Below are 19,087 nucleotides of genomic sequence, written 5' to 3' on the forward strand. Positions count from 1 at the left end.
TGCCTGCGCATTGCGATCCGGCAACCTGCGGGCTCGTCTGCGGCGGCAGGCAAGATCCGATATCGCTCGCTCGAATGGTTGCGTACTCATCGAACTCGCAAGCGGGGTATTGCCCCGTCGTTCGAGGCGGCGAGCGCGGTGCCGAGACCGTCGGCACCACATTCGGCGATCGCACGCCCAGTGCATCCAGACGCGGAAGCATCGCCCTCCCAAGGGCAGCCACCCTGCGTTAACGACAGGTTCGGACAAGAGTTGAGTGCTGTGACGACATCCGTGCGGCGTGGCGGCAAGTCGAACGGCTGCGGGCAGGGGGGGCCGGTCGATACTCCCGCTACTTCTCGAACAACAAAAAAGGCCCTTGCGGGCCTCTGATGGACGAAGGAGCAACGCTTATTGCGTCAACGCTGTAAACCCTTCCAGCAACCGCTCGACATCGGCCGCGCCAATCGCGCCCATCGTCGAAATCCGGAACAGTTCTTTCGACAGCCCGCCTTGCCCCGCATAAATGACGAAGCCGCGCGCCTTCAGGCCGTCGTGCAGCGTCTCGTACGTGACGCCCTGCGGCAGCCGATATGCGCGCAGCACGACCGACGATGCGCCTTCGGGCAGCACGAGCGGCATTCCGCGCGCCGCGAGCCCGGCCTGCGCCTGGTCGGCGAGCGCCTTGTAGTGCGCATGGCGCGCACGCCAGCCGCCGGCTTCGTCGAATTCGCGCAGCGCCTCGACGAGCGCGTAATACGCGTGCACGGACGGCGTGAACGGCGTGTTGCGCTGATCCTGCAGCTTCGCCAGACGGCCGAGGTCGAGGTAGTAGGTCCGGCTCGCGGCCTTCGCGAGCGCGCTGCGGCGCACGATCACGAACGCGGCACCCGGCACGCCGTGCAGGCACTTGTTCGCGGTCGCGGCGACCGCGTCGATCACGCCGCCGGCAAAATCGATCGCTTCGGCGCCGAAGCTGCTGACGCCGTCGACGAGCATTTTCACGCCGCGCGCGCGGCACACGTCGGCGATCGCGCCGAGGTCGTTCAGCCGGCCGGTCGTCGTTTCGTGATGAATCACCGCGACGTGCGAATAACCGCCCGCGTCGAGGCGCGCGGCGATCTGCGCGAGATCGGGTGCCTGCATCCATTCGTGCTTCAGCACGTCGTGCGCGATTCCGTACTGCGTCGCGATCTGCGTGATGCGCTCGCCGTACACGCCGTTCTCGATCACGAGAAGCTTGCCGTCCTGCGGCACGAGCGCGGCGATCATGCTCTCGACGGCGGCGGTGCCCGAGCCCGTCATCAGCACGGCCGCCCATTCGGCCGGATCGAGCGCGTAGGCGGCGACGAGGCGCGCACGCGCTTCATCCTGCAGATCGAAGAATTCGCTTTCGCGATGGCACAGGTCGGGTTGCAGCAGGCTGCGGCGCACGCGTTCGGTGAGCGTGACGGGGCCAGGGTTCAGCAGCAGCATCAATGGGCTCCTTCAACGTGGGCTTCGGTCTGCGCTGCGCCGATGTGCCGCATCAGACGGGTCTTGACCTCGACCGGCGTGACGGTCGGGCGGGGCAGGCCGTCGGGCACGCCCGTGCGGATCGCCACGCGCACGAACTGCACGCCGTCGGCTTGCGTCGCGAGCGTCGCATCGAGAACGTCGAGCGTATCGCCTTCGACGGCCGACGCGTAGCCACACGCGGCCGCGACGCCCGCGAACGACACATGCCGCGACACGGTTGCCTGGCCGCCGGTCGATTCGTGCGCGCCGTTGTCGAGCAGCACGTGCGTGAGGTTGGACGGACCGTAGGTGCCGAGCGTCGCGAACACGCCCATGCGCATCAGCGCGGCGCCGTCGCCGTCGACCGCAACGACACGCAGGTCGGGGCGCGCGAGCGCGAGGCCGAGCGCGAGCGGCGTCACGCAACCCATCGAGCCGACCATGTACAACTGGTTCGGGCGATCGTCGATCGCGTAGAGTTCGCGGCCGCAGAAGCCGGTCGATGCGAGCACGACGGTCGAATCGACCGGCGTGTGCGCGATCACGCGCTGCAGCGCGTCGTGACGGGTCGGCCACGCGGCGGGCGCTTCGGCGCGCGACGACGATTGCGCGGCGACATGCGCACGCGGCTGCGCGGCCGGGTTCGCCTTCAGCTCATACGGCGCGACGCTGCCTTTCTGCATCACGAGCGCGTACGGGCGGCCCGTTGCGTCCATGTGCGCGATCGCGCGGTCGAGTGCCGGGCCGACCTGTTCGGGGTCGGTCGGGAACGTCTCCCACGGGATCTCCATCGTGTCGAGCATCGCCGGCGTGATCGGCCCCATCAGCGCGTGCTGCGGCTCGTCGGCCACGCCCGGCTGGCCGCGCCACGTGACGATCAGCAGTTGCGGCAGGCGGAACGTCCAGGTCAGCGACGTCAGCGGGCTCACCGCGTTGCCGAGCCCCGAGTTCTGCATCATCGCAATGCCGCGCTTGCCGCCGAGCGTCGCGCCCGCGATCAGCGCGACCGCATCGCCTTCGTTCGCGGCCGACACGTAATTCAGCGTCGGGTCCTGCAGCACGTAATTGATGAACGGCGTCAGGTACGAGCAGGGCACGCCCGCGTACCAGTCGAAGCCGCGTTCGCGCGCGGCCTCGACGAACTGGGCCGCTTCGATCATTGCGCGCTCCCGTTGCCGGCACCCGGCTCCGACAGCGGCGTCTGGCCGTGCGCGAAGTCGCCCGCGCGGCGGAAGTCTTCGAGATCGTTGACGCCGCGCCAGTGGCCGTGCACGTACTGCACCTCGATCTTCTCGCCGGCGGCGATCAGTTCGTTGAGCAGGGACGGGATGTCGAGCGTGTCGAAATCCGGGCGCGCCTGCAGCGTGGCGAGCATCGCCTTCAGGCGATCGACGCCTGCGCCGCGCACGTTCAAGAGGCCGATCCAGCGGCCGTGCGGCGTGCCTGCGGCGACGTCGCTCGATACACGTTGCAGATACGTCTTCTGGCCGAACAGGCCGCGATCGTCTGCCGCCGAGCAGAGCGCGAAGTCGCGCACGCTCTGGTTGGTCTCCGTGAGCGACGAATCGACGACGACGCTGAACTCGGCCTCGCTCTCCGCCAGGTCGCGCAGGATGTAGCTGCGGAACAGCAGGTCGCCGTACGAGATCACGGTGTCGCCCGTCAGGCGTTCGGCCGCGCATGCGAGCGACGCGAGTTCGCCCGTCTGCGCATGGCGCTCGTTGACGACGAGCTTGATGCCCGACGTGTCGATCGCGTCGGCGCGATAGCCGCCGACCACGGTGATGTCGTTCACGCCGTGCTTCTTGAAGCCGTCGACGAGCCAGCGCAAGAGCGGCTTGCCGGCGACCGGCAGCATGACCTTGGGCTTGTCTTCGGTCACGGCTTCGAGGCCCTTGCCGCGGCTCGCTGCGAGCACGATCGCCGCGTTCGACGCGCGCGACGACGACGACAGGTAGATGCGCTCGGCTGCCGAGTATTCGTCGGCGTCCTGCAGGCGGAAGATTTCGTTGACCGACGCGACGCGGTCCTCGACGTTGATCAGCGTCTGGTTTTCGTGGATTTCGCGTGCGACGGACTGCATCGCCGATGCCGACGCACGGATCAGGTGGTTCGCCCAGATCACGGTGCTGATACCGGCCTGGCGGAACACGTCGGTCGGCGTGCTGTAGTACTTGGTCGGCACGATCACGAGCGGCGCCTTGCCGCTCCATTCGCGCGCGAACTGCAGGATCTCGTCCGGGCGCGACAGCTTGCTGTGGATCAGGATCGCGTCGGCACCGGCTTCCGCATACGCGTTCGCACGGCGCAGCGCCTCGTCCATCCCCCAGCCCGCGATCAGCGCCTCGACGCGCGCGACGATCGAGAAGTCGGGATCGCTCTGCGAATCCTTGCCGGCCTTGATCTTGCCGCAGAACTCGTCGATCTCCGCGAGCGGCTGGCGCTCGCCGTCGATGAAGCTGTTCGTCTTCGGGAACTGCTTGTCCTCGATGCACACCCCGGCGATGCCGCGCTGCTCCAGCTTCTTCACGAGGCGGCGCACGTTGTTGAAGTTGCCGTAGCCGGTGTCGCCGTCGAGCAGGATCGGCAGGTCGCTCGCGTCGGCCATGAACTCGAGCACGTCGACGACCTGCGTCCAGCTCGCTTCGTTGTTGTCGCGCACGCCGAACTGCGCGGAGATCGCGAGGCCCGATGCCCAGATCCCCTTGAAGCCGGCTTCGCGGACGATCCGTGCCGACAGGCCGTTGTGCGCTTCCATCAGGAATTCGAGGTCGCTGCTGACGAGCATGCGGCGCAGGCGTGCGCTGCGCGATTCGGAGAAGTTGGGTTCGCGTGCGTTCATCGTGCGGCTCCTGCGGTCGTGCGTTGAATCAGGGGGAGAATTTCTTGTGTGGCGCGTGCGACGTCGTTCGGGAAGTCGATCTCGATCCACGGCGAGCCCGTGACGTCGGCGACGTCGAACGAATGACCGCCTTCGAGCAGCAGGTCACGCACGGCTTCCTCGTGCGGCATGTTCGCGCGGCCGCTGTCGACGTAGCCCGCGACGATCGTCGCGAGGCGGCGCGCGGTGCCTTCGGTGAAGCGGAAGAAGCCGACCGACTCGCCGATCGTGTCGTACTCGAGGTCGACCGCGAGCTGCTTGCGCAGCTCGACCGGCACGCCGTTCTTCAGGCACAGCTTGACGGGCTCGTCGCCGGCCTCGAAATCGCGATCGATCAGCAGGCGGTCCACCGACTTGTCCGGATCGGCTACCAGCGCGTGGAGGATGTTCTCGTCGTACAGTACGTCGGCATCCATCAGCAGCACGTCGCCGCCGCGCGTCATCGCATCGGCGACGGTGTGCACGGTCAGCACGCTGCCGAGGTCGTAGCGCTCGTTCAGCACGATCTCGGCGCTGCGGCCGAGGCGCTTGAGTTCCTGTTCGACCTTCCCGGACTGGAAGCCGAGCCCGAGCACGATTTCATCGACGCCGGCGGCGTCGAGCACGCGCAGATGGCGCTCGAGCAGCGACACGTCGTCGAAGCGCAGCAGGCACTTCGGGAATTGCGCCTCGGGCGGTTGTTGCAGGCGCAAGCCTAGGCCTGCCGCAAGAATGATGGCTCGCATGGGTTCTCCAACCAAAAAGCCGACGGATCTGAACGATCAGTCGGCGATGGGCTGCGGCGCGCGGCGCCGCTGCCAGTTTCTTTCACTGAAATGCAGATAGAGCAGGCCGGGCAGGCCGAGCGCGAGTTCGCGCGCGCGCTTCGCGAGCGACAGCGCGAGCGCCGCGTCGGGCGGCAGGCCGACCAGCGGGGCGAGCAGCAGGTAACCGCCTTCCTGTGCGCCGAGCGAGCCCGGGATCGCGAATGCCGCACCGCGAATCGCCTGGCCTACGCTTTCGAGCAGCAGCGCGTCGAGCCAGCTGACCGGGTGCCCGAGGAAGTGCAGCGCGAGCCACACTTCCGCCGTGCCGACGATCCAGCCGACGAGGCTCAGTGCGAAGGTCTTCGCAACCTTCGCACGATCGCGGTACAGCGCGCCGACGGCGTCGTCGATCGCGTCCGCGCGGGTCGCCAGCGACGACCAGTCGCGCGGGCCGAGCAGCTTCGACGCGAGACGCAGCCCGCGGCCGAACAGCCCGCGCCGCTGCGCCACGTAGAACGCGACGGCGAGGGCGCCGAGCACGCCGGTGGCGATCAGCGCCGGCGTGCGCAGGTGGGCGACGGACTCGTGCGTCGCATACAGGCTGAACGTGGCGATGCCGATCAGCGCGAACGCCATCTGCGCGAGCGCCTGCATCGTCGTGCTGACGGTGACCGCGGCGGCTGCATCGGCCATCCGTGTGCCGCGCTGCGCGAGGTGGCGCACCATCAGCACCGGGCCGCCGATCTGCCCGGCGGGCAGCAGGCTGTTCACCGATTCGCCGACCCAGCGCGCGCGCAGCGCGTTGCCAAGCTCGGCGCCCGGCTGGCCGTGGCGGAACATCACCGAGATCGCCAGCGCGTCGATCACGAGCGGTACGACGTGGAATGCCGCGACGAGCACGAGGCCCCAGCCGGCCGCGAGAAACGTCGACGCGACGGCGCCGACGCCCTGCCACGCGAGCAGGGCGACGAACAGTGCCGTTCCGATGGACAGCAGGATCAGGCCGGCGCGTGTCATGACCCGGTCGACCGTCGCGTGGCCAGCTGCTTGAACACCTGGCGGAAACCGAAATACGCGATCGCGTCCTTCATGTTCGAGATGAAGCGCTTCCACGGCCGCATGCCGGGGTTGGTCACGTATTCGAAGGTGAGCGACACGCGCGTCTCGTTCTGGCCGAGCGGCGTGACGCGATGGCGCAGCTTGTCGCCGTCGAACAGCACGATGCCGCCGTCGGCGATCTGCACGGAGCCCGGCTCGTCGGGCACGTCCGGATTGCGCGTATGCAGTTCGTAGTCGAGCCGGCACGACGACTCGTCGATCACGCCGATCAGCAGCGTGTAGCGGCGGCCGTCGTAGTACGACGTGTCGTAGTGCCAGCCGATGTGGTCGCCCGGCTTCGTGTAGTAGTACAGCGCGTACGCGTGCGGATCGTCGTCCGGCGACAGCATCAGCTTGTCGCCGGTGATCTTCTCGAGGAAACCGATCAGCGCCTTCGACCGGTACAGTTCGGCGATGTACGGCGCCTGTTCGTCGATCGTGTGCCGGCTCACGCTGCCGCCCTGCTTGTGGCCGGGCAGGTAATTGCGGTTCAGGCCCGCCTGCATCGCGCGGGCGGCCGCCGCGAGCTTCGCGTGCGCGTCGGCCGGGAGGAATGCGTCGAGATACAGGAACGACCCCTGGCGCGTGTAGTCGCCGCGCAGGCGCGCGAGGTCGAGACGGCCGACGCAGTCGGCCACGGTGCGATCGGGATCGGCCGCTGCCGCGCGCGCAGGCGCGGGGCGTGCCGGGCTCAGCACGGAGTCGTCGCGCGTGCTAGGAGTCATTTGGAAGCCTGGATTTCAGTTGAACTTTGAGCGCCCCCGGACCTGTCGCTGCGCGCCAGGCCCCCCGAGCGGGACACGAAAACCTGGGGCTGCTCGGTGTTTTCGTGCGGAAGGTTGCCGCGCCGAACGATGCGCCACCAGTCGATCACGACCCACGCGGCGAACAGCGGGGCGCCGATCGATGCCGCGAGCAGGAACGGCTGGACGCCGTCGACGAGCGTCACGATCGGCAGCAGGTAGAGCACGTCTTCCGTCTCGAAGCCGCCGGCGAACGCCTGCTTGGTGCCGGCCTTGCCGGCGATCGATTCGATCCGCATGCGCAGGAAGAAGATCAGCGCGACGGCTGCGCCGGCCAGCGCGCCGAGCAGTACCGGCGACGCGGCCATCTGGCCGCCCTGGGCGACGATGCCGACGCCCATGCTGACGAACAGCGCGACCGTCACGAGCGCGTCGGCCGCGAGGTCGTAAAAGTGACCGATCTTGCTGGACTTGCCGCTGATGCGCGCGAGTTCGCCGTCGGTGTGGTCGACGAAGTTCGACAGCACGATCAGGAATGCGCCCGCGTTGCTCCAGCCGAAGCCGCCTTGCGCAAGGCACCAGGCACCGGCGAGGCCGATCAGCAGACGAAGGGTGGTGAGGTGATTCGGGGTAACGGGCGTGTCGATCAGCGGCCGGACGAGCGCGCGCGCGAGCCGTGCATCCCAGGTGCGCGGCAGGGGCGGTTCGGAACGTGTAGAGGTTTTTCTTTGGTCCATCGGCGAAATATATACGGAATTGTAATTTGTTGCTTTTTGTTCGACCAATGTCCTGACATACGGGAGTGTTATCGCGCATTCCGGACATCGGCAGGTTGCAAACCGGATGCGCGACACGGCGTTCGCACAGGCGGACCTCACCTGATCCAGTGTGGTTCGCATCACGCGGCTGTCAAGGGCGGACGGGCCTTGCGCGCGGGTTTGGCGGCGATTCGCACGCGTCGGAGCGTTGATGTGCATCAGGCCTGCAAAAGCCGCGTCGGGCGACAATCAGCCGCGTCGATCGACGACCGGCCGTCGCATGCGGATTCTTCGCGTTGATGTGACTAATCTGGAAAGGTATCGGTCGATTGACGTTCAGCCGTTCGTAATTTTCGCGCGGCAAACTGGCGGTCCGCTTTCGCGCACCTTTCGGATGCAGGCGTTTGCGGCTGTCACAGAACTGTCGTTCGATACCCGGTGCATTCAGCAAGTATCTTTTGCATCCAGCGGACATTTCGCGGCGATGACGTCTGCGATACTCCGACCGTGCCCGTGGTGCCGGGCCGCCCCTCGCGGCCCCAAGGGCTTCGCGTCGCTCAGGAGACACCCCCCCGCGACGTCAACGACAGACCAAAAGCGTCAGATATACAGCCATGTCTTCTTCACGCATCCTCGCTCCCGCCCTGCGTTCGCTCGTCCGCACCGCCGACGAAGCCGCCGCGCTGATCCGTCCCGGCATGACCGTCGCCATGAGCGGCTTCACCGGCTCGGGCTATCCGAAGGCCGTGCCCGCCGCGCTCGCCGCCCACATCGACGCGGCCCACGCGCGCGGCGAGGACTTCCGGATCAACGTGCTGACGGGCGCATCGACCGCGCCGGAACTCGACGGCGCGCTCGCCCGCACCAACGGCATCTCGATGCGCCTGCCGTACCAGTCCGACCCGACGCTGCGCGACAAGATCAACGCCGGTGAAGTCGACTACCAGGACGTCCACCTGAGCCACGTCGCGCAATACGCATGGTTCGGGCTGTACGGCGACCTCGACGTCGCGATCGTCGAAGTCGCGGGCATCCGCGAGGACGGGCTGCTGATTCCGTCCGCGTCGATCGGCAACAACAAGACGTGGCTCGAGCAGGCGAAGCACGTGATCCTCGAAGTCAACTCGCGCCAGCCGCTCGGTCTCGACGGGATGCACGACGTCTATTACGGCACCGCGCTGCCGCCGCACCGCAAGCCGATTCCGCTGACGAAAAGCGACGACCGGATCGGCGAGCCGTACCTGCGCTGCCCGGCCGAGAAAATCGTCGCGATCGTCGAGACCGACGCGCCGGACCGCAGCAATGCGTTCTCCGCGCCGGACGCCACGTCGAAACAGATCGCGCATCAGCTGATCGACTTCCTGCGCCACGAAGTGAAGCGCGGCCGCCTGCCGGAAAACCTGCTGCCGCTGCAGTCGGGCGTCGGCAACATCACGAACGCGGTGCTCGCGGAACTGAGCTCGGCTGGCTTCTCGAACCTGACCGCGTACACCGAAGTGATCCAGGACGGCATGCTCGACCTGCTCGACGACGGCACGCTGAGCTTCGCGTCGGCCACGGCGCTGTCGCTGAGCCCGGCCGCCGTGCAGCGATTCGCCGACGAGATCGCGACGTTCCGCGAAAAGATCCTGCTGCGCCCGCAGGAGATCAGCAACCATCCGGAACTCGTGCGCCGCCTCGGCTGCATCGCGATGAACGGGATGATCGAAGCCGACATCTACGGCAACGTGAACTCGACGCACGTGATGGGCACGAAGATCCAGAACGGCATCGGCGGCTCGGGCGACTTCGCCCGCAACGGCTACCTGTCGTGCTTCATGTCGGCCAGCACCGCGAAGGGCGGCGCGATCTCGCGGATCGTGCCGATGGCGAGCCACGTCGACCATACCGAGCATGACGTCGCGGTGGTCGTCACCGAGCAGGGGCTCGCGGATCTGCGCGGCCTGTCGCCGAAGCAGCGCGCACGCAAGATCATCGCGACCTGCGCGCATCCCGACTACCGGCCGATGCTCGAGGACTACTTCGAGCGCGCGTCGCGCGAGAGCTTCGGCAAGCACACGCCGCACCTGCTCGCCGAGGCGCTGTCGTGGCACGAACGCTACGTGCGCACCGGGACGATGAAGGCCTGACGTTGCGGCCCGCGGCGGGCATGCGCCCGTCGCATCGTCAATCCATCGCCGCGTGCGCGATGTCGGCGCTCGCCGTTTTCTGCGGCGGGCGGATCAGGAGCAACAGCGGGATCATCAGCAGCGTCGCGACGAACATCAGCTTGAAGTCGTTCAGGTAGGCGATCATCGCGGCCTGCTGGTTGATCGTGCGGTCGAGCAGCGCGATGTCGACGTGGCTGCCGGCCATCGCCTGCACGGCCGGGTCGAACGGCGTGATGTGGGTCGCGAGGTCGGCATGCGCGACCTGCGTGTTGCGCGTCATCAGCGTCTGCACGATCGAGATGCCGATACTGCTGCCGATGTTGCGCATCAGGCTGTAGGTGGCCGTGCCGTCCGCGCGCAGCTCCGGCTGCAGCGTCGAGAACGACAGCGCGCTCAGCGGCACGAACACGAGCCCCAGCCCGAAGCCCTGGACCACTCCGGGCCACACGATGTCCGCCTCGGACAGCACGATCGTGTACTGCATCATCTGCCACAGCGCGAGCGCGGAAATCGCCAGCCCGGCGAACAGCAGCGCACGCGCATCCACGTATTTCAACAAGCGCCCGACGAACAGCATCGCGATCATCGTGCCGGCGCCGCTCGGCGCGGTGACGAGGCCCGTCGTCGCGACCGGATAGCCCATCAGGTTCTGCAGCATCGGCGGTAACAGTGCGCGCGTCGCGTACAGCACCGCGCCGACGACGAAGATGAACAGCGTGCCGGTCGCGAAGTTCGGGTCGCGCAGCAGTTCCGACTTGAAGAACGACGCCTTGCCGACGGTGGCCGTATGCACGAGGAAGAATGCGAAGGCGAGGGCGGCGACGAGCGCCTCGATGCGGATTTCGTACGAGCCGAACCAGTCGAGCTGTTCGCCGCGGTCGAGCATCGCCTGGAACGCGCCGATCGCGAGCGCGAGCGTCGCGAAGCCGAACGCATCGAATTTCACGTGCGGACGCGGCGCGCGCGCCGGCAGGAAGGTCAGCACGCCGGCCAGCGCGAACGCGCCGATCGGCACGTTGATGAAGAATACCCAGCGCCAGTTGTAGCTGTCGGTGAGCCAGCCGCCGAGCGTCGGGCCGAGGATCGGGCCGACCATCACGCCCATTCCCCAGATCGCCATCGCCTGGCCCTGTTTCTCGCGTGGATTGATGTCGAGCAGGATCGACTGCGACAGCGGCACCAGCGCGGCGCCGAACACGCCCTGCAGCAGCCGCGCGCCGACGATCTGCACGAGCGACTCGGACAGCCCGCACAGCGCGGACGCGATCGTGAAGCCCGCGATCGAGAGCGTCAGCAGCCGCTTCATGCTGAGGCGATCGGAAAGCCAGCCGGTCAGCGGCGTCGCGATCGCCGCGGCGACGATGTAGGAGGTCAGCACCCAGGTGATTTCGTCCTGCGACGCGGACAGCGTGCCCTGCATATGCGGCAGCGCGACGTTCGCGATCGTGCTGTCGAGGGTCTGGATCAGCGTCGCGAGCATGATCGACAGGGTCAGCATCGGCCGGTTGAGGGCGGGCGGCGAGGCGGCGTCGGCGGCGGCGGGATTCAAGCGGGTGTCTCCGTGGGGCGGTCGCCGTGGGCGGCGATCCGGTATGGCTCGAATTATAAGCACGCTTATTATATTCGTGCTCATCGCTTGACCCGAGCCGCGGGCGATTTCCGGCCTGCCCCTATAATCGCCGCATGGACAAGACTTACGAGAACCGGATCGGCTACCTGATTTCCGATGTGGCCCGTCTGCAAGGACGCCTGTTCGACCGACGCGCGAAGCGCCTCGGACTGACGCGCGCGCAAAGCCGCGTCCTCGCATACCTGACGTGGAAGGGCGAGATGAATCAGGCACGGCTCGCGGAATGGCTCGAGATCACGCCGATCTCGCTGACGCGGCTGCTCGACCGGATGGAAGGCTGCGGGTGGATCGAACGCATCGCGAACGACGACGATCGCCGCGCGTTCGTGATCCGGCTGACCGACAAGTCGCGTGACATCTTTCCGCAGATGCTGGAGGTGGGCGACACTGTCACCGACGACGGGTTGCGCGGCTTCACGCGCGACGAGCGCGACACGCTCGTGCGCCTGCTCGGGCGCGTGCGCCACAACCTGATCGACAGCGGCGGCGAATGAACGCGGTGCGCGGTGCTCGACGACCCAGCGCCGCCAGCCCGAACGGTCGCGGCGACGCGGCGTGTCGGGACGTCGGGACGCGCGTCGGTTTCGGCGGGGGCATGGCGGTCCAGGCTTGTGTCGAACGAGTCGAGCGGCCATGTTGCAACTTCAAGTTCACTCGAGATCGAGCATGAGCCGTCTGGATATCGCCGAAGTCGCGCGCCGCTCGGGATTGCCCGCGTCGACGCTGCGCTACTACGAGGAAAAGGGATTGATCGCGCCGAACGGCCGTCACGGGCTGCGGCGCCAGTACGACGAGTCGGTGCTGGAGCGTCTTGCGCTGATCGCGCTCGGCCGCGAGGCCGGCTTTTCGCTGGACGACATCCTCGCGATGTTCGGTGCGGACGGCCGGCCTGCGATCGATCGCGCGAAGCTCGACGACAAGGCCGACGAGCTCGATCGCACGATCCGCCGTCTCGGCGCGGTGCGCGACGCGTTGCGGCACGCGGCCGTCTGCCCGGCGCCGAGTCATCTCGAGTGTCCGTCGTTCCGCAAGCTGTTGCGCATCGTGGCGCATCGTCATCCGGCGCGCCGCACGAAGACGGAAGGCGCGTAAGCGGTCAGGCGTTCCGGTTTGTCGAAGCGTGGGCGCTCGAGCGTGCCACGGGGCGGCCGTACTGCCGCGGCTGGCCTCCCGAGCGACTCATCCCGCGTAATACACGCGGCATTCCATCTCGCGTCCGCGCACGATGCGTTTGCCGACGAGCGAGCCGAGCGTTTCGGTGACGACGGTCCGCTGGTTCTCGCATTGCAACGCATCGTAGAAGTAGAGCGCGACCCAGTCCGCGGTGCGACCGGACGCCTGCGGACGCACGGGATACGGGCACAGCGCGGTGAAATGCCAGCCGCCTTTCGTCATGTGCATCACGGGCGGCTGAATGCTCACGTCCGCGTTCAGGCGACGTGACACGAGCGTGGGCAGGATGCCGGCGGCGGCCTTGTTGCGGTACAGGCGGTCGATGTAAAGCAGCAGTTCGACCGGCGGCTCGGTGCCGAGGCTGGCGTCGCGCGCGTGGCCTTGCCAGCGCCGGCGCCGGCTCAGCACGTCGTCGAGCGCCGCGCGGATGCCGGCCGCGCGCCGCGGGCCGACGCCCGGAATCGCGTCGAGTTGGCCGCTGCGGGCCGCGCGTTCAAGCTCCTCGAGCGTATCGATGTGCAATTGGTCGTGAATCCGCAACGCGAGCGCGTGGCCGATGCCCGGCACGGCTTCGAATGCGGACGTGCGCTCCGCGTCGCCGCGCAGCCGGTCGAGCAGCCGCCAGCGTCCCGTCACCAGCAGTTCGGCGATCGCCTGCGCGACGCCCGTGCCGATTTCCGGCAGTGCGCCGAGCGCATCGACGCCGCCCGCGTCGAACCGCGTGCGGATACCGTCTTCGAGCGACTCGATCGTATCGGCCGATGCGCGGTAGGCGGCCACCCGATAAGGATTCGCGCCCTGGTCGGCAAGCAACTGCGCGGCCTCGCTCAAGCAGGCCGCGATCTGCCGGTTTTCCTCGTGTGTTTGGCCGATGGTCGTTTGCATGTGCGGAGCCTGGAGATGTGCAAACGGAACGGACCCGGTGCGCAACGCCCCGGGTCCAAGTGTTATTTCAGCACATTGTCACGGCAAGCGACGAGCAAAATTTGATGCGCATCAATGACAAACGTTGCACGGGCGGGACCGGTCCGCGCACGTTCGTGCCGGCGTGCAGCACGAACGTGCGACCCGTTACGCGTCGAGGAACGACTGCGCGCCCTCGGCCTCCGCGGCCATGCGCAGCGTGGCGAGCGCGCGCTTCTCGATCTGCCGCACGCGTTCGCGCGACATCCCCGCGTCCTGAGCGATCGCATCGTAGGTGTCGGGTTCGGCACCGCCGAGGCCGAACCGCCGGCGCAGCACGTCAGCCTCGGCCGGCGTGACCGAGCGCAGCAGCGACGTCACGCATTCGCGCATGCGCGTGTCCGCCAGACGCTCGAACGGGCTCGCCGATGCCTGGTCCTCGAGGAGGTCGACCAGTCCGGTATCCGCGTCGGGCAGCGGCGTGTCGAGCGACAGCGGCTCGGCCGGCAGCGCGAGCACCGCGCGCAACTTGTCCTCGGCGAGCCCGGTCTCGGCGGCGAGTTCGGCCGGCGTCGCGCGGCGGCCCGTGCGCTGGCGCACGCGCAGCGCATGGCGTTGCACGCGCTGGTACTGGTCGCCGACGTGCACGGGCACGCGGATCGTGCGCGAGCGGTCGGCCACCGCGCGCGCGACCGCCTGCCGGATCCACCAGGTCGCGTAGGTCGAGAACTTGAAGCCGCGCCGGTATTCGAATTTCTCGATCGCGCGCATCAGGCCGAGGCAGCCGTCCTGCACGAGATCGGGCAGGTCGACACCGCGGTTCATGTACTTGCGTGCGATCGACAGCACGAGGCGCAGGTTCGCCTCAAGCATCGCGCGCGTACCGTCACGCACTTTTTGCTGGCCGTCGCTCAGTGCGGCGCCGAGCGCGCGCCGCGCGACCGGGTCGAAGCACGCGGCGTCGGCGCACGCGGGGGCGTCCGTCCCGGCTGCGACCGGTGCGGCGGCGAGTGCGCGCAAGACGCGGCTCGCTTCGTCGACGGCCGGTGCAACCCATGCGAGCGAACCGAGCAGCGCGGCCAGACGGTTACGCGCGTCGCGATACTCGGCCGAACGGCAGCCCTGCGCGTGCAATGCGTCGCGCACGGCCGCAATCGCGTCATACAGCGTGTCGTAGCGCGCAGGTGCCGGCGTGTCGCCTCCGCCGTCGTCGACGTCATCGCCTTCGTTGGCGGCCGCGCCGGTTGAACGCGTTGCGGCATGGCGCGCCAGCAGCGCCTCGACGGCCGCCGGATAGCCGGCGAGCGCGTGCAGGATCTGATGGCGGCCCGTTTCGATCTCGCGGGCAAGCACGATTTCCTCCTCGCGCTTGAGCAGCGGCACCGCATGGATGCGCCGCATGTAGAGCGCGAGTGGATCGGTCGATGCACCGGTGCCGCGGGCGAGATCGCCGAGCAGCGCGCGGCCCTCGTCGAGGGCGTCGCGATCGACGTCGACCGGTGCCGCGCCCGCGAACGGCGCCGGCGCGGCGGGTTCGTCGAGCACGGCGATGCCGATGTCCGCAAGCGCGGCGCGCACGACGTCCAGCGCGTCGGGGCTGTCGCTTTCCGGCGGCAGCGCGTCGACGAGGTCGGCGTGCGTCAGATAACCCTGTTCGCCGGCAAGCGCCAGCAACTGGATGATCGGATCGAGGGGCGTGTCCGCCCGAAGCGTGGGGCGTGGCGTAGTCATGTCGATGGCGGCGCGAGCCGCGTTCCTGTCTGGGCGGGCCGAAGTCCGCGGGTTTCAGGCTCCCGGGGGCCGCGAACGCCCGTCCGCGCCGGCCAGCCTGACTCGATATCCAACTTGAGGGCATTTGCGCCAACTTCAACGCCGGTGCGGCTGACGCGCGAGCATGCGGCATGCCCGCTCGGTCGCGCCCCGTTCTTCGTTGCCGCGAAACAAAAAGTAACGGATCAAACCCGCAGAAATATGCAGGGGACGTAAGCTAGAGTCAGGCGCGCGCCACGCGGCGACGCACCATTCCCTGCGGAGCCTCGAATGAACCCGATTCCCGCCGCGCGGCCTGCCGTCATGGCGCTGGCCATGCTCGCGCTGAGCGGCTGTTATTACACCGGCCCATACGGCTATGCGCCGTATTACGCACCCGTGCCTGCCACGGTGTCGCAGCGCGAGATCCCGGTGGCGCCGGCAACCGCCGGACCGGTCGCGCCGCCGACGCCCGCGATGCCGCCGCCGGCAGACGATAACACCTACGTACCGGCCCCGGTGTATCTCGCGCCGGCCTACGTGCCTTACCCGGCCTACTATCCCGGGTACTACCCGGGCTGGTATGGGCCGCCCGTCTCGATTGGCCTCGGTTTCTGGGGGCATTGGGGCGGCGGCTACCGGGGCGGGTACTGGCACCGTCCGTGGGGCGGCGGCCACTGGGGAGGCGGCCATTGGGGCGGGGGCCATCGACACTGAATGACGCGCGGTGGCACCGCGCGGGAGAGCATCATGAGCAACACGATCATCCGCAGTCTCTGCGTCGTCCTGTTCGGCATCGCCGCGGTGCCGGGCGTCGCCGACGCGCAAAGCAGCGCGTACACGAACTCGCCGGCCGAAATCTATGCGGGGCCGGCACCCGATTATCCGGTCGTCGCGCAGATTCCGCCCGGCACCGCGCTGGACGTGTTCGGTTGCCTGAGCGACTACTCGTGGTGCGACGTCGCGCTGCCGGGCGTGCGCGGCTGGATCGACGCTGACCAGCTCGACTATCCGTACCAGGGCAATTACGTGCCGTTGCTCGAATACGGCGCGATCATCGGCGTGCCGGTGACCGGGTTTGCGATCGGCGCGTACTGGGATCGCTATTACCGCCATCGGCCGTGGTTTCACGATCGCGACCGCTGGGAGCGTCGTGCCGAGCCGCGCATCGGCCCCGGCGGGATGCCGCCCGCCTACGGGCACCCGCAGCCGGGCGGGCCGATCCAGCGCGCGCCGGGCGGTGCGCCACCGGAGCGGCATGATGCGCGGCCGTCGGCCACGCGCGGCGGCTGGAACGGCCCGAACCGCGCGCCGGCGCCGCAGGCCGCGCCTGCGCCGATGCCCGGCGCTCGTCAGCCCGCGCCGCCGCCGGCGCAGCCTCCCGCCCCCAGCGGGGGCGCGGCGCGGATGATGGCGCCGCCGACGTACCAGCAGGGCGGCGGCGGCGGTTACGGCGCACGGCCGCAAGGCGGTGGAAACAGCGGCGGGAATCACGGCGGCGGCGGTAACCGCGGCGGCGGCGGTGGAGCCGGATGGGGCGGCACCGACGAGTTTCGTCATTGATCGATTGGCGGCACGGGTGCCGCTGCTTCGGGCCGGCGCCGGACGAAAAAAAGCCGCTCCGGAGAGCGGCTTCTGGTTCACACAGGCGGGCCGTTCGCGCGGCCCGTCGCCCGGTGTCAGTCGTCGAGCAGCGACAGGTCGCGCACGGCGCCCTTGTCGGCCGACATCACCAGCTTCGCATAGGCCTTCAGCGCAGCGGACACCTTGCGCGGGCGCGGTTGCGCCGGCTTCCAGCCCTTCGCGTTCTGCTCTTCGCGGCGACGCGCGAGTTCCTCATCCGACACCAGCACGTCGATCGTGCGGTTCGGGATGTCGATGCGGATCCTGTCGCCGTCGCGCACGAGGCCGATCGCGCCGCCCGCTGCCGCTTCCGGCGAGCAGTGACCGATCGACAGGCCGGACGTGCCGCCCGAGAACCGGCCGTCCGTCAGCAGCGCGCATGCCTTGCCGAGGCCCTTCGACTTGATGTAGCTCGTCGGGTACAGCATTTCCTGCATGCCGGGGCCGCCCTTCGGGCCTTCGTAGCGCACGATCACCACGTCGCCGGCCTTGACCTTGTCGTTCAGGATGTTCTCGACCGCTTCGTCCTGCGATTCGGTCACGTGAGCCGAGCCCTCGAACACGAGGATGCTTTCGTCGACGCCGGCCGTCTTCACCACGCAGCCGTCGAGCGCGATGTTGCCGGTCAGCACGGCCAGGCCGCCTTCCTTCGAGAACGCATGCTCGTACGAGCGGATGCAGCCTTCGGCGCGGTCGAGGTCGAGGCTCGGCCAGCGCGTGTTCTGGCTGAACGCGACCTGCGTCGGGATCCCGGCCGGGCCGGCCAGGTAGAACGTGCGGACCGCTTCGTCTTCCGTGCGGACGATGTCCCACTGGTCGAGCGCATCCTTCAGCGTCGGCGCGTGCACGGTCGGCACGTCGGTGTGCAGCTTGCCGGCGCGCTCGAGTTCGCCGAGGATCGCCATGATGCCGCCCGCACGGTGCACGTCCTCGATGTGGTACTTGTTCGTGTTCGGCGCGACCTTGCACAGCTGCGGCACGATGCGCGACAGGCGATCGATGTCCTTCATCGTGAAGTCGATGCCGGCTTCCCGCGCGATCGCCAGCAGGTGCAGGATCGTGTTGGTCGAACCCCCCATCGCGATGTCGAGCGTCATCGCGTTCTCGAACGCCTTGAAGCCGACCGAGCGCGGCAGCACGCGCATGTCGTCCTGCTCGTAGTGCTGGCGGGTCAGCTCGACGATGCGGCGGCCGGCGCGCTTGAACAGCTGCTCGCGATCCGCGTGCGTCGCGACGACCGTGCCGTTGCCGGGCAGCGACAGGCCGAGCGCTTCGGTCAGGCAGTTCATCGAGTTCGCGGTGAACATGCCCGAGCACGAGCCGCAGGTCGGGCAGGCCGAGCGCTCGACTTCGGCGACGTCGGCATCCGAATACGACTGGTCGGCCGCGATCACCATCGCGTCGACGAGGTCGAGCTTCTTCAGTTCGACGGTCTTGGTGATCGGGTTCGCGAGGCGCGTCTTGCCGGCTTCCATCGGGCCGCCCGACACGAAGATCACCGGGATGTTGAGGCGCATCGCGGCCATCAGCATCCCCGGCGTGATCTTGTCGCAGTTCGAGATGCACACCATCGCGTCCGCGCAGTGCGCGTTCACCATGTACTCGACCGAGTCGGCGATGATGTCGCGGCTCGGCAGCGAATAGAGCATGCCGTCATGGCCCATCGCGATGCCGTCGTCGACCGCGATCGTGTTGAATTCCTTCGCGACGCCGCCGGCGGCCTCGATCTCGCGCGCGACGAGCTGGCCGAGATCCTTCAGGTGCACGTGCCCGGGCACGAACTGCGTGAACGAGTTGACGACCGCGATGATCGGTTTCGAGAAATCGTCGTCTTTCATGCCGGTGGCGCGCCACAGCGAGCGCGCACCTGCCATGTTGCGGCCGGCGGTGGAGGTTTTGGAACGGTATGTGGGCATGATGATGGCTGAAGAAATATCGCGGAAAAGGGTGGAGGCACGGGAATAGAGGCCTCTCGCGCGCCCGTGCGAACAACCTCTTGAGCTGCGCCCTGGGCAAACCCGACGATTATCCCACAGCCGCCGGGCGTGCGGCGCCCGCAGGCGCGGGCGAGCGGGCGCCGGGTGGGGCGCCAGGATGCGGGCGCGGGACACGCCGGTCGAACCGGACGACGGCGTCATCGCCCGTCCTGCCGGCGAT

Annotated in this window: 16 protein-coding genes; 5 read left to right on the forward strand and 11 right to left on the reverse strand. The window is 68.3% G+C overall.

Annotated features, from left to right (window positions below):
• Positions 1-390 precede the first annotated feature (390 nt).
• The 7 genes from BTE28158_RS12305 to BTE28158_RS12335 are packed head-to-tail and all read right to left on the reverse strand — an operon-like array spanning position 391 to position 7,681.
• Positions 391-1,455 (reverse strand): 2-aminoethylphosphonate aminotransferase, encoded by a 1,065-nt coding sequence (locus BTE28158_RS12305; RefSeq protein WP_059607819.1) that lies wholly within the window; start codon positions 1,453-1,455, stop codon positions 391-393.
• Positions 1,455-2,636 (reverse strand): phosphonopyruvate decarboxylase, encoded by a 1,182-nt coding sequence (aepY, locus tag BTE28158_RS12310; protein WP_124628754.1) that lies wholly within the window; start codon positions 2,634-2,636, stop codon positions 1,455-1,457. The genes BTE28158_RS12305 and aepY overlap by 1 nt, the downstream gene beginning before the upstream one ends.
• On the reverse strand, positions 2,633-4,318 hold the full coding sequence (gene aepX / locus BTE28158_RS12315; RefSeq protein ID WP_151049736.1) for a phosphoenolpyruvate mutase: 1,686 nt from the start codon (positions 4,316-4,318) through the stop codon (positions 2,633-2,635). Before aepX ends, aepY begins: the two co-directional genes overlap by 4 nt.
• Positions 4,315-5,082, reverse strand: coding sequence for a phosphocholine cytidylyltransferase family protein (locus tag BTE28158_RS12320; RefSeq protein WP_124900598.1), 768 nt, complete (start codon positions 5,080-5,082; stop codon positions 4,315-4,317). Before BTE28158_RS12320 ends, aepX begins: the two co-directional genes overlap by 4 nt.
• A 36-nt stretch (positions 5,083-5,118) precedes the next feature.
• Positions 5,119-6,120 carry an HpnL family protein gene (locus BTE28158_RS12325; protein WP_151049738.1) on the reverse strand — a complete coding sequence of 334 codons (1,002 nt, stop codon included), beginning with the start codon at positions 6,118-6,120 and terminating at the stop codon, positions 5,119-5,121.
• Entirely contained in the window at positions 6,117-6,926 is an 810-nt protein-coding gene (locus tag BTE28158_RS12330) for a HalD/BesD family halogenase (RefSeq protein ID WP_059607824.1), read from the reverse strand. Before BTE28158_RS12330 ends, BTE28158_RS12325 begins: the two co-directional genes overlap by 4 nt.
• The gene (locus BTE28158_RS12335) at positions 6,923-7,681 is read right to left on the reverse strand and encodes a CDP-alcohol phosphatidyltransferase family protein (protein ID WP_059607825.1); all 759 of its coding nucleotides are present in this window, start codon (positions 7,679-7,681) and stop codon (positions 6,923-6,925) included. Before BTE28158_RS12335 ends, BTE28158_RS12330 begins: the two co-directional genes overlap by 4 nt.
• Before the next feature lie 635 nt (positions 7,682-8,316).
• On the opposite strand from BTE28158_RS12335, the gene scpC reads away from it, so the two are divergent.
• Positions 8,317-9,831, forward strand: coding sequence for a succinyl-CoA:acetate CoA-transferase ScpC (gene scpC / locus BTE28158_RS12340; protein ID WP_059607826.1), 1,515 nt, complete (start codon positions 8,317-8,319; stop codon positions 9,829-9,831).
• Positions 9,832-9,868: 37 nt separating this feature from the next.
• On the opposite strand, the gene BTE28158_RS12345 is transcribed toward scpC, so the two are convergent.
• Positions 9,869-11,401: an MDR family MFS transporter gene (locus BTE28158_RS12345; RefSeq protein WP_151049740.1), complete on the reverse strand. Its 1,533-nt coding sequence runs from the start codon at positions 11,399-11,401 to the stop codon at positions 9,869-9,871.
• 134 nt (positions 11,402-11,535) lie between these two features.
• Here BTE28158_RS12345 and BTE28158_RS12350 point away from each other — a divergent pair, with 134 nt between their 5' ends.
• Both BTE28158_RS12350 and BTE28158_RS12355 read left to right on the forward strand, forming a co-directional pair.
• Positions 11,536-11,976, forward strand: coding sequence for a MarR family winged helix-turn-helix transcriptional regulator (locus BTE28158_RS12350; protein WP_059466290.1), 441 nt, complete (start codon positions 11,536-11,538; stop codon positions 11,974-11,976).
• A 172-nt stretch (positions 11,977-12,148) separates the two neighbouring features.
• Complete coding sequence (locus BTE28158_RS12355) at positions 12,149-12,574, forward strand: helix-turn-helix domain-containing protein (RefSeq protein ID WP_059607828.1); 426 nt, start codon at positions 12,149-12,151, stop codon at positions 12,572-12,574.
• A gap of 87 nt (positions 12,575-12,661) precedes the next feature.
• Here BTE28158_RS12355 and BTE28158_RS12360 read toward each other — a convergent pair whose 3' ends face one another.
• Complete coding sequence (locus BTE28158_RS12360) at positions 12,662-13,540, reverse strand: helix-hairpin-helix domain-containing protein (RefSeq protein ID WP_174919896.1); 879 nt, start codon at positions 13,538-13,540, stop codon at positions 12,662-12,664.
• A gap of 186 nt (positions 13,541-13,726) precedes the next feature.
• Complete coding sequence (locus BTE28158_RS12365) at positions 13,727-15,289, reverse strand: sigma-70 family RNA polymerase sigma factor (RefSeq protein ID WP_059607830.1); 1,563 nt, start codon at positions 15,287-15,289, stop codon at positions 13,727-13,729.
• A gap of 309 nt (positions 15,290-15,598) precedes the next feature.
• Here BTE28158_RS12365 and BTE28158_RS12370 point away from each other — a divergent pair, with 309 nt between their 5' ends.
• Both BTE28158_RS12370 and BTE28158_RS12375 read left to right on the forward strand, forming a co-directional pair.
• Complete coding sequence (locus BTE28158_RS12370; RefSeq protein WP_124628736.1) at positions 15,599-16,024, forward strand: hypothetical protein; 426 nt, start codon at positions 15,599-15,601, stop codon at positions 16,022-16,024.
• A 33-nt stretch (positions 16,025-16,057) separates the two neighbouring features.
• The gene (locus tag BTE28158_RS12375) at positions 16,058-16,870 is read left to right on the forward strand and encodes an SH3 domain-containing protein (protein WP_174919898.1); all 813 of its coding nucleotides are present in this window, start codon (positions 16,058-16,060) and stop codon (positions 16,868-16,870) included.
• A gap of 116 nt (positions 16,871-16,986) precedes the next feature.
• Here BTE28158_RS12375 and ilvD read toward each other — a convergent pair whose 3' ends face one another.
• Positions 16,987-18,846: a dihydroxy-acid dehydratase gene (gene ilvD, locus BTE28158_RS12380; protein ID WP_059607831.1), complete on the reverse strand. Its 1,860-nt coding sequence runs from the start codon at positions 18,844-18,846 to the stop codon at positions 16,987-16,989.
• Between the last annotated feature and the right edge of the window lie 241 nt (positions 18,847-19,087).

The sequence above is a fragment of the Burkholderia diffusa genome (genome assembly GCF_902499115.1).
GTDB classification, from domain to species: Bacteria; Pseudomonadota; Gammaproteobacteria; order Burkholderiales; family Burkholderiaceae; genus Burkholderia; species Burkholderia diffusa.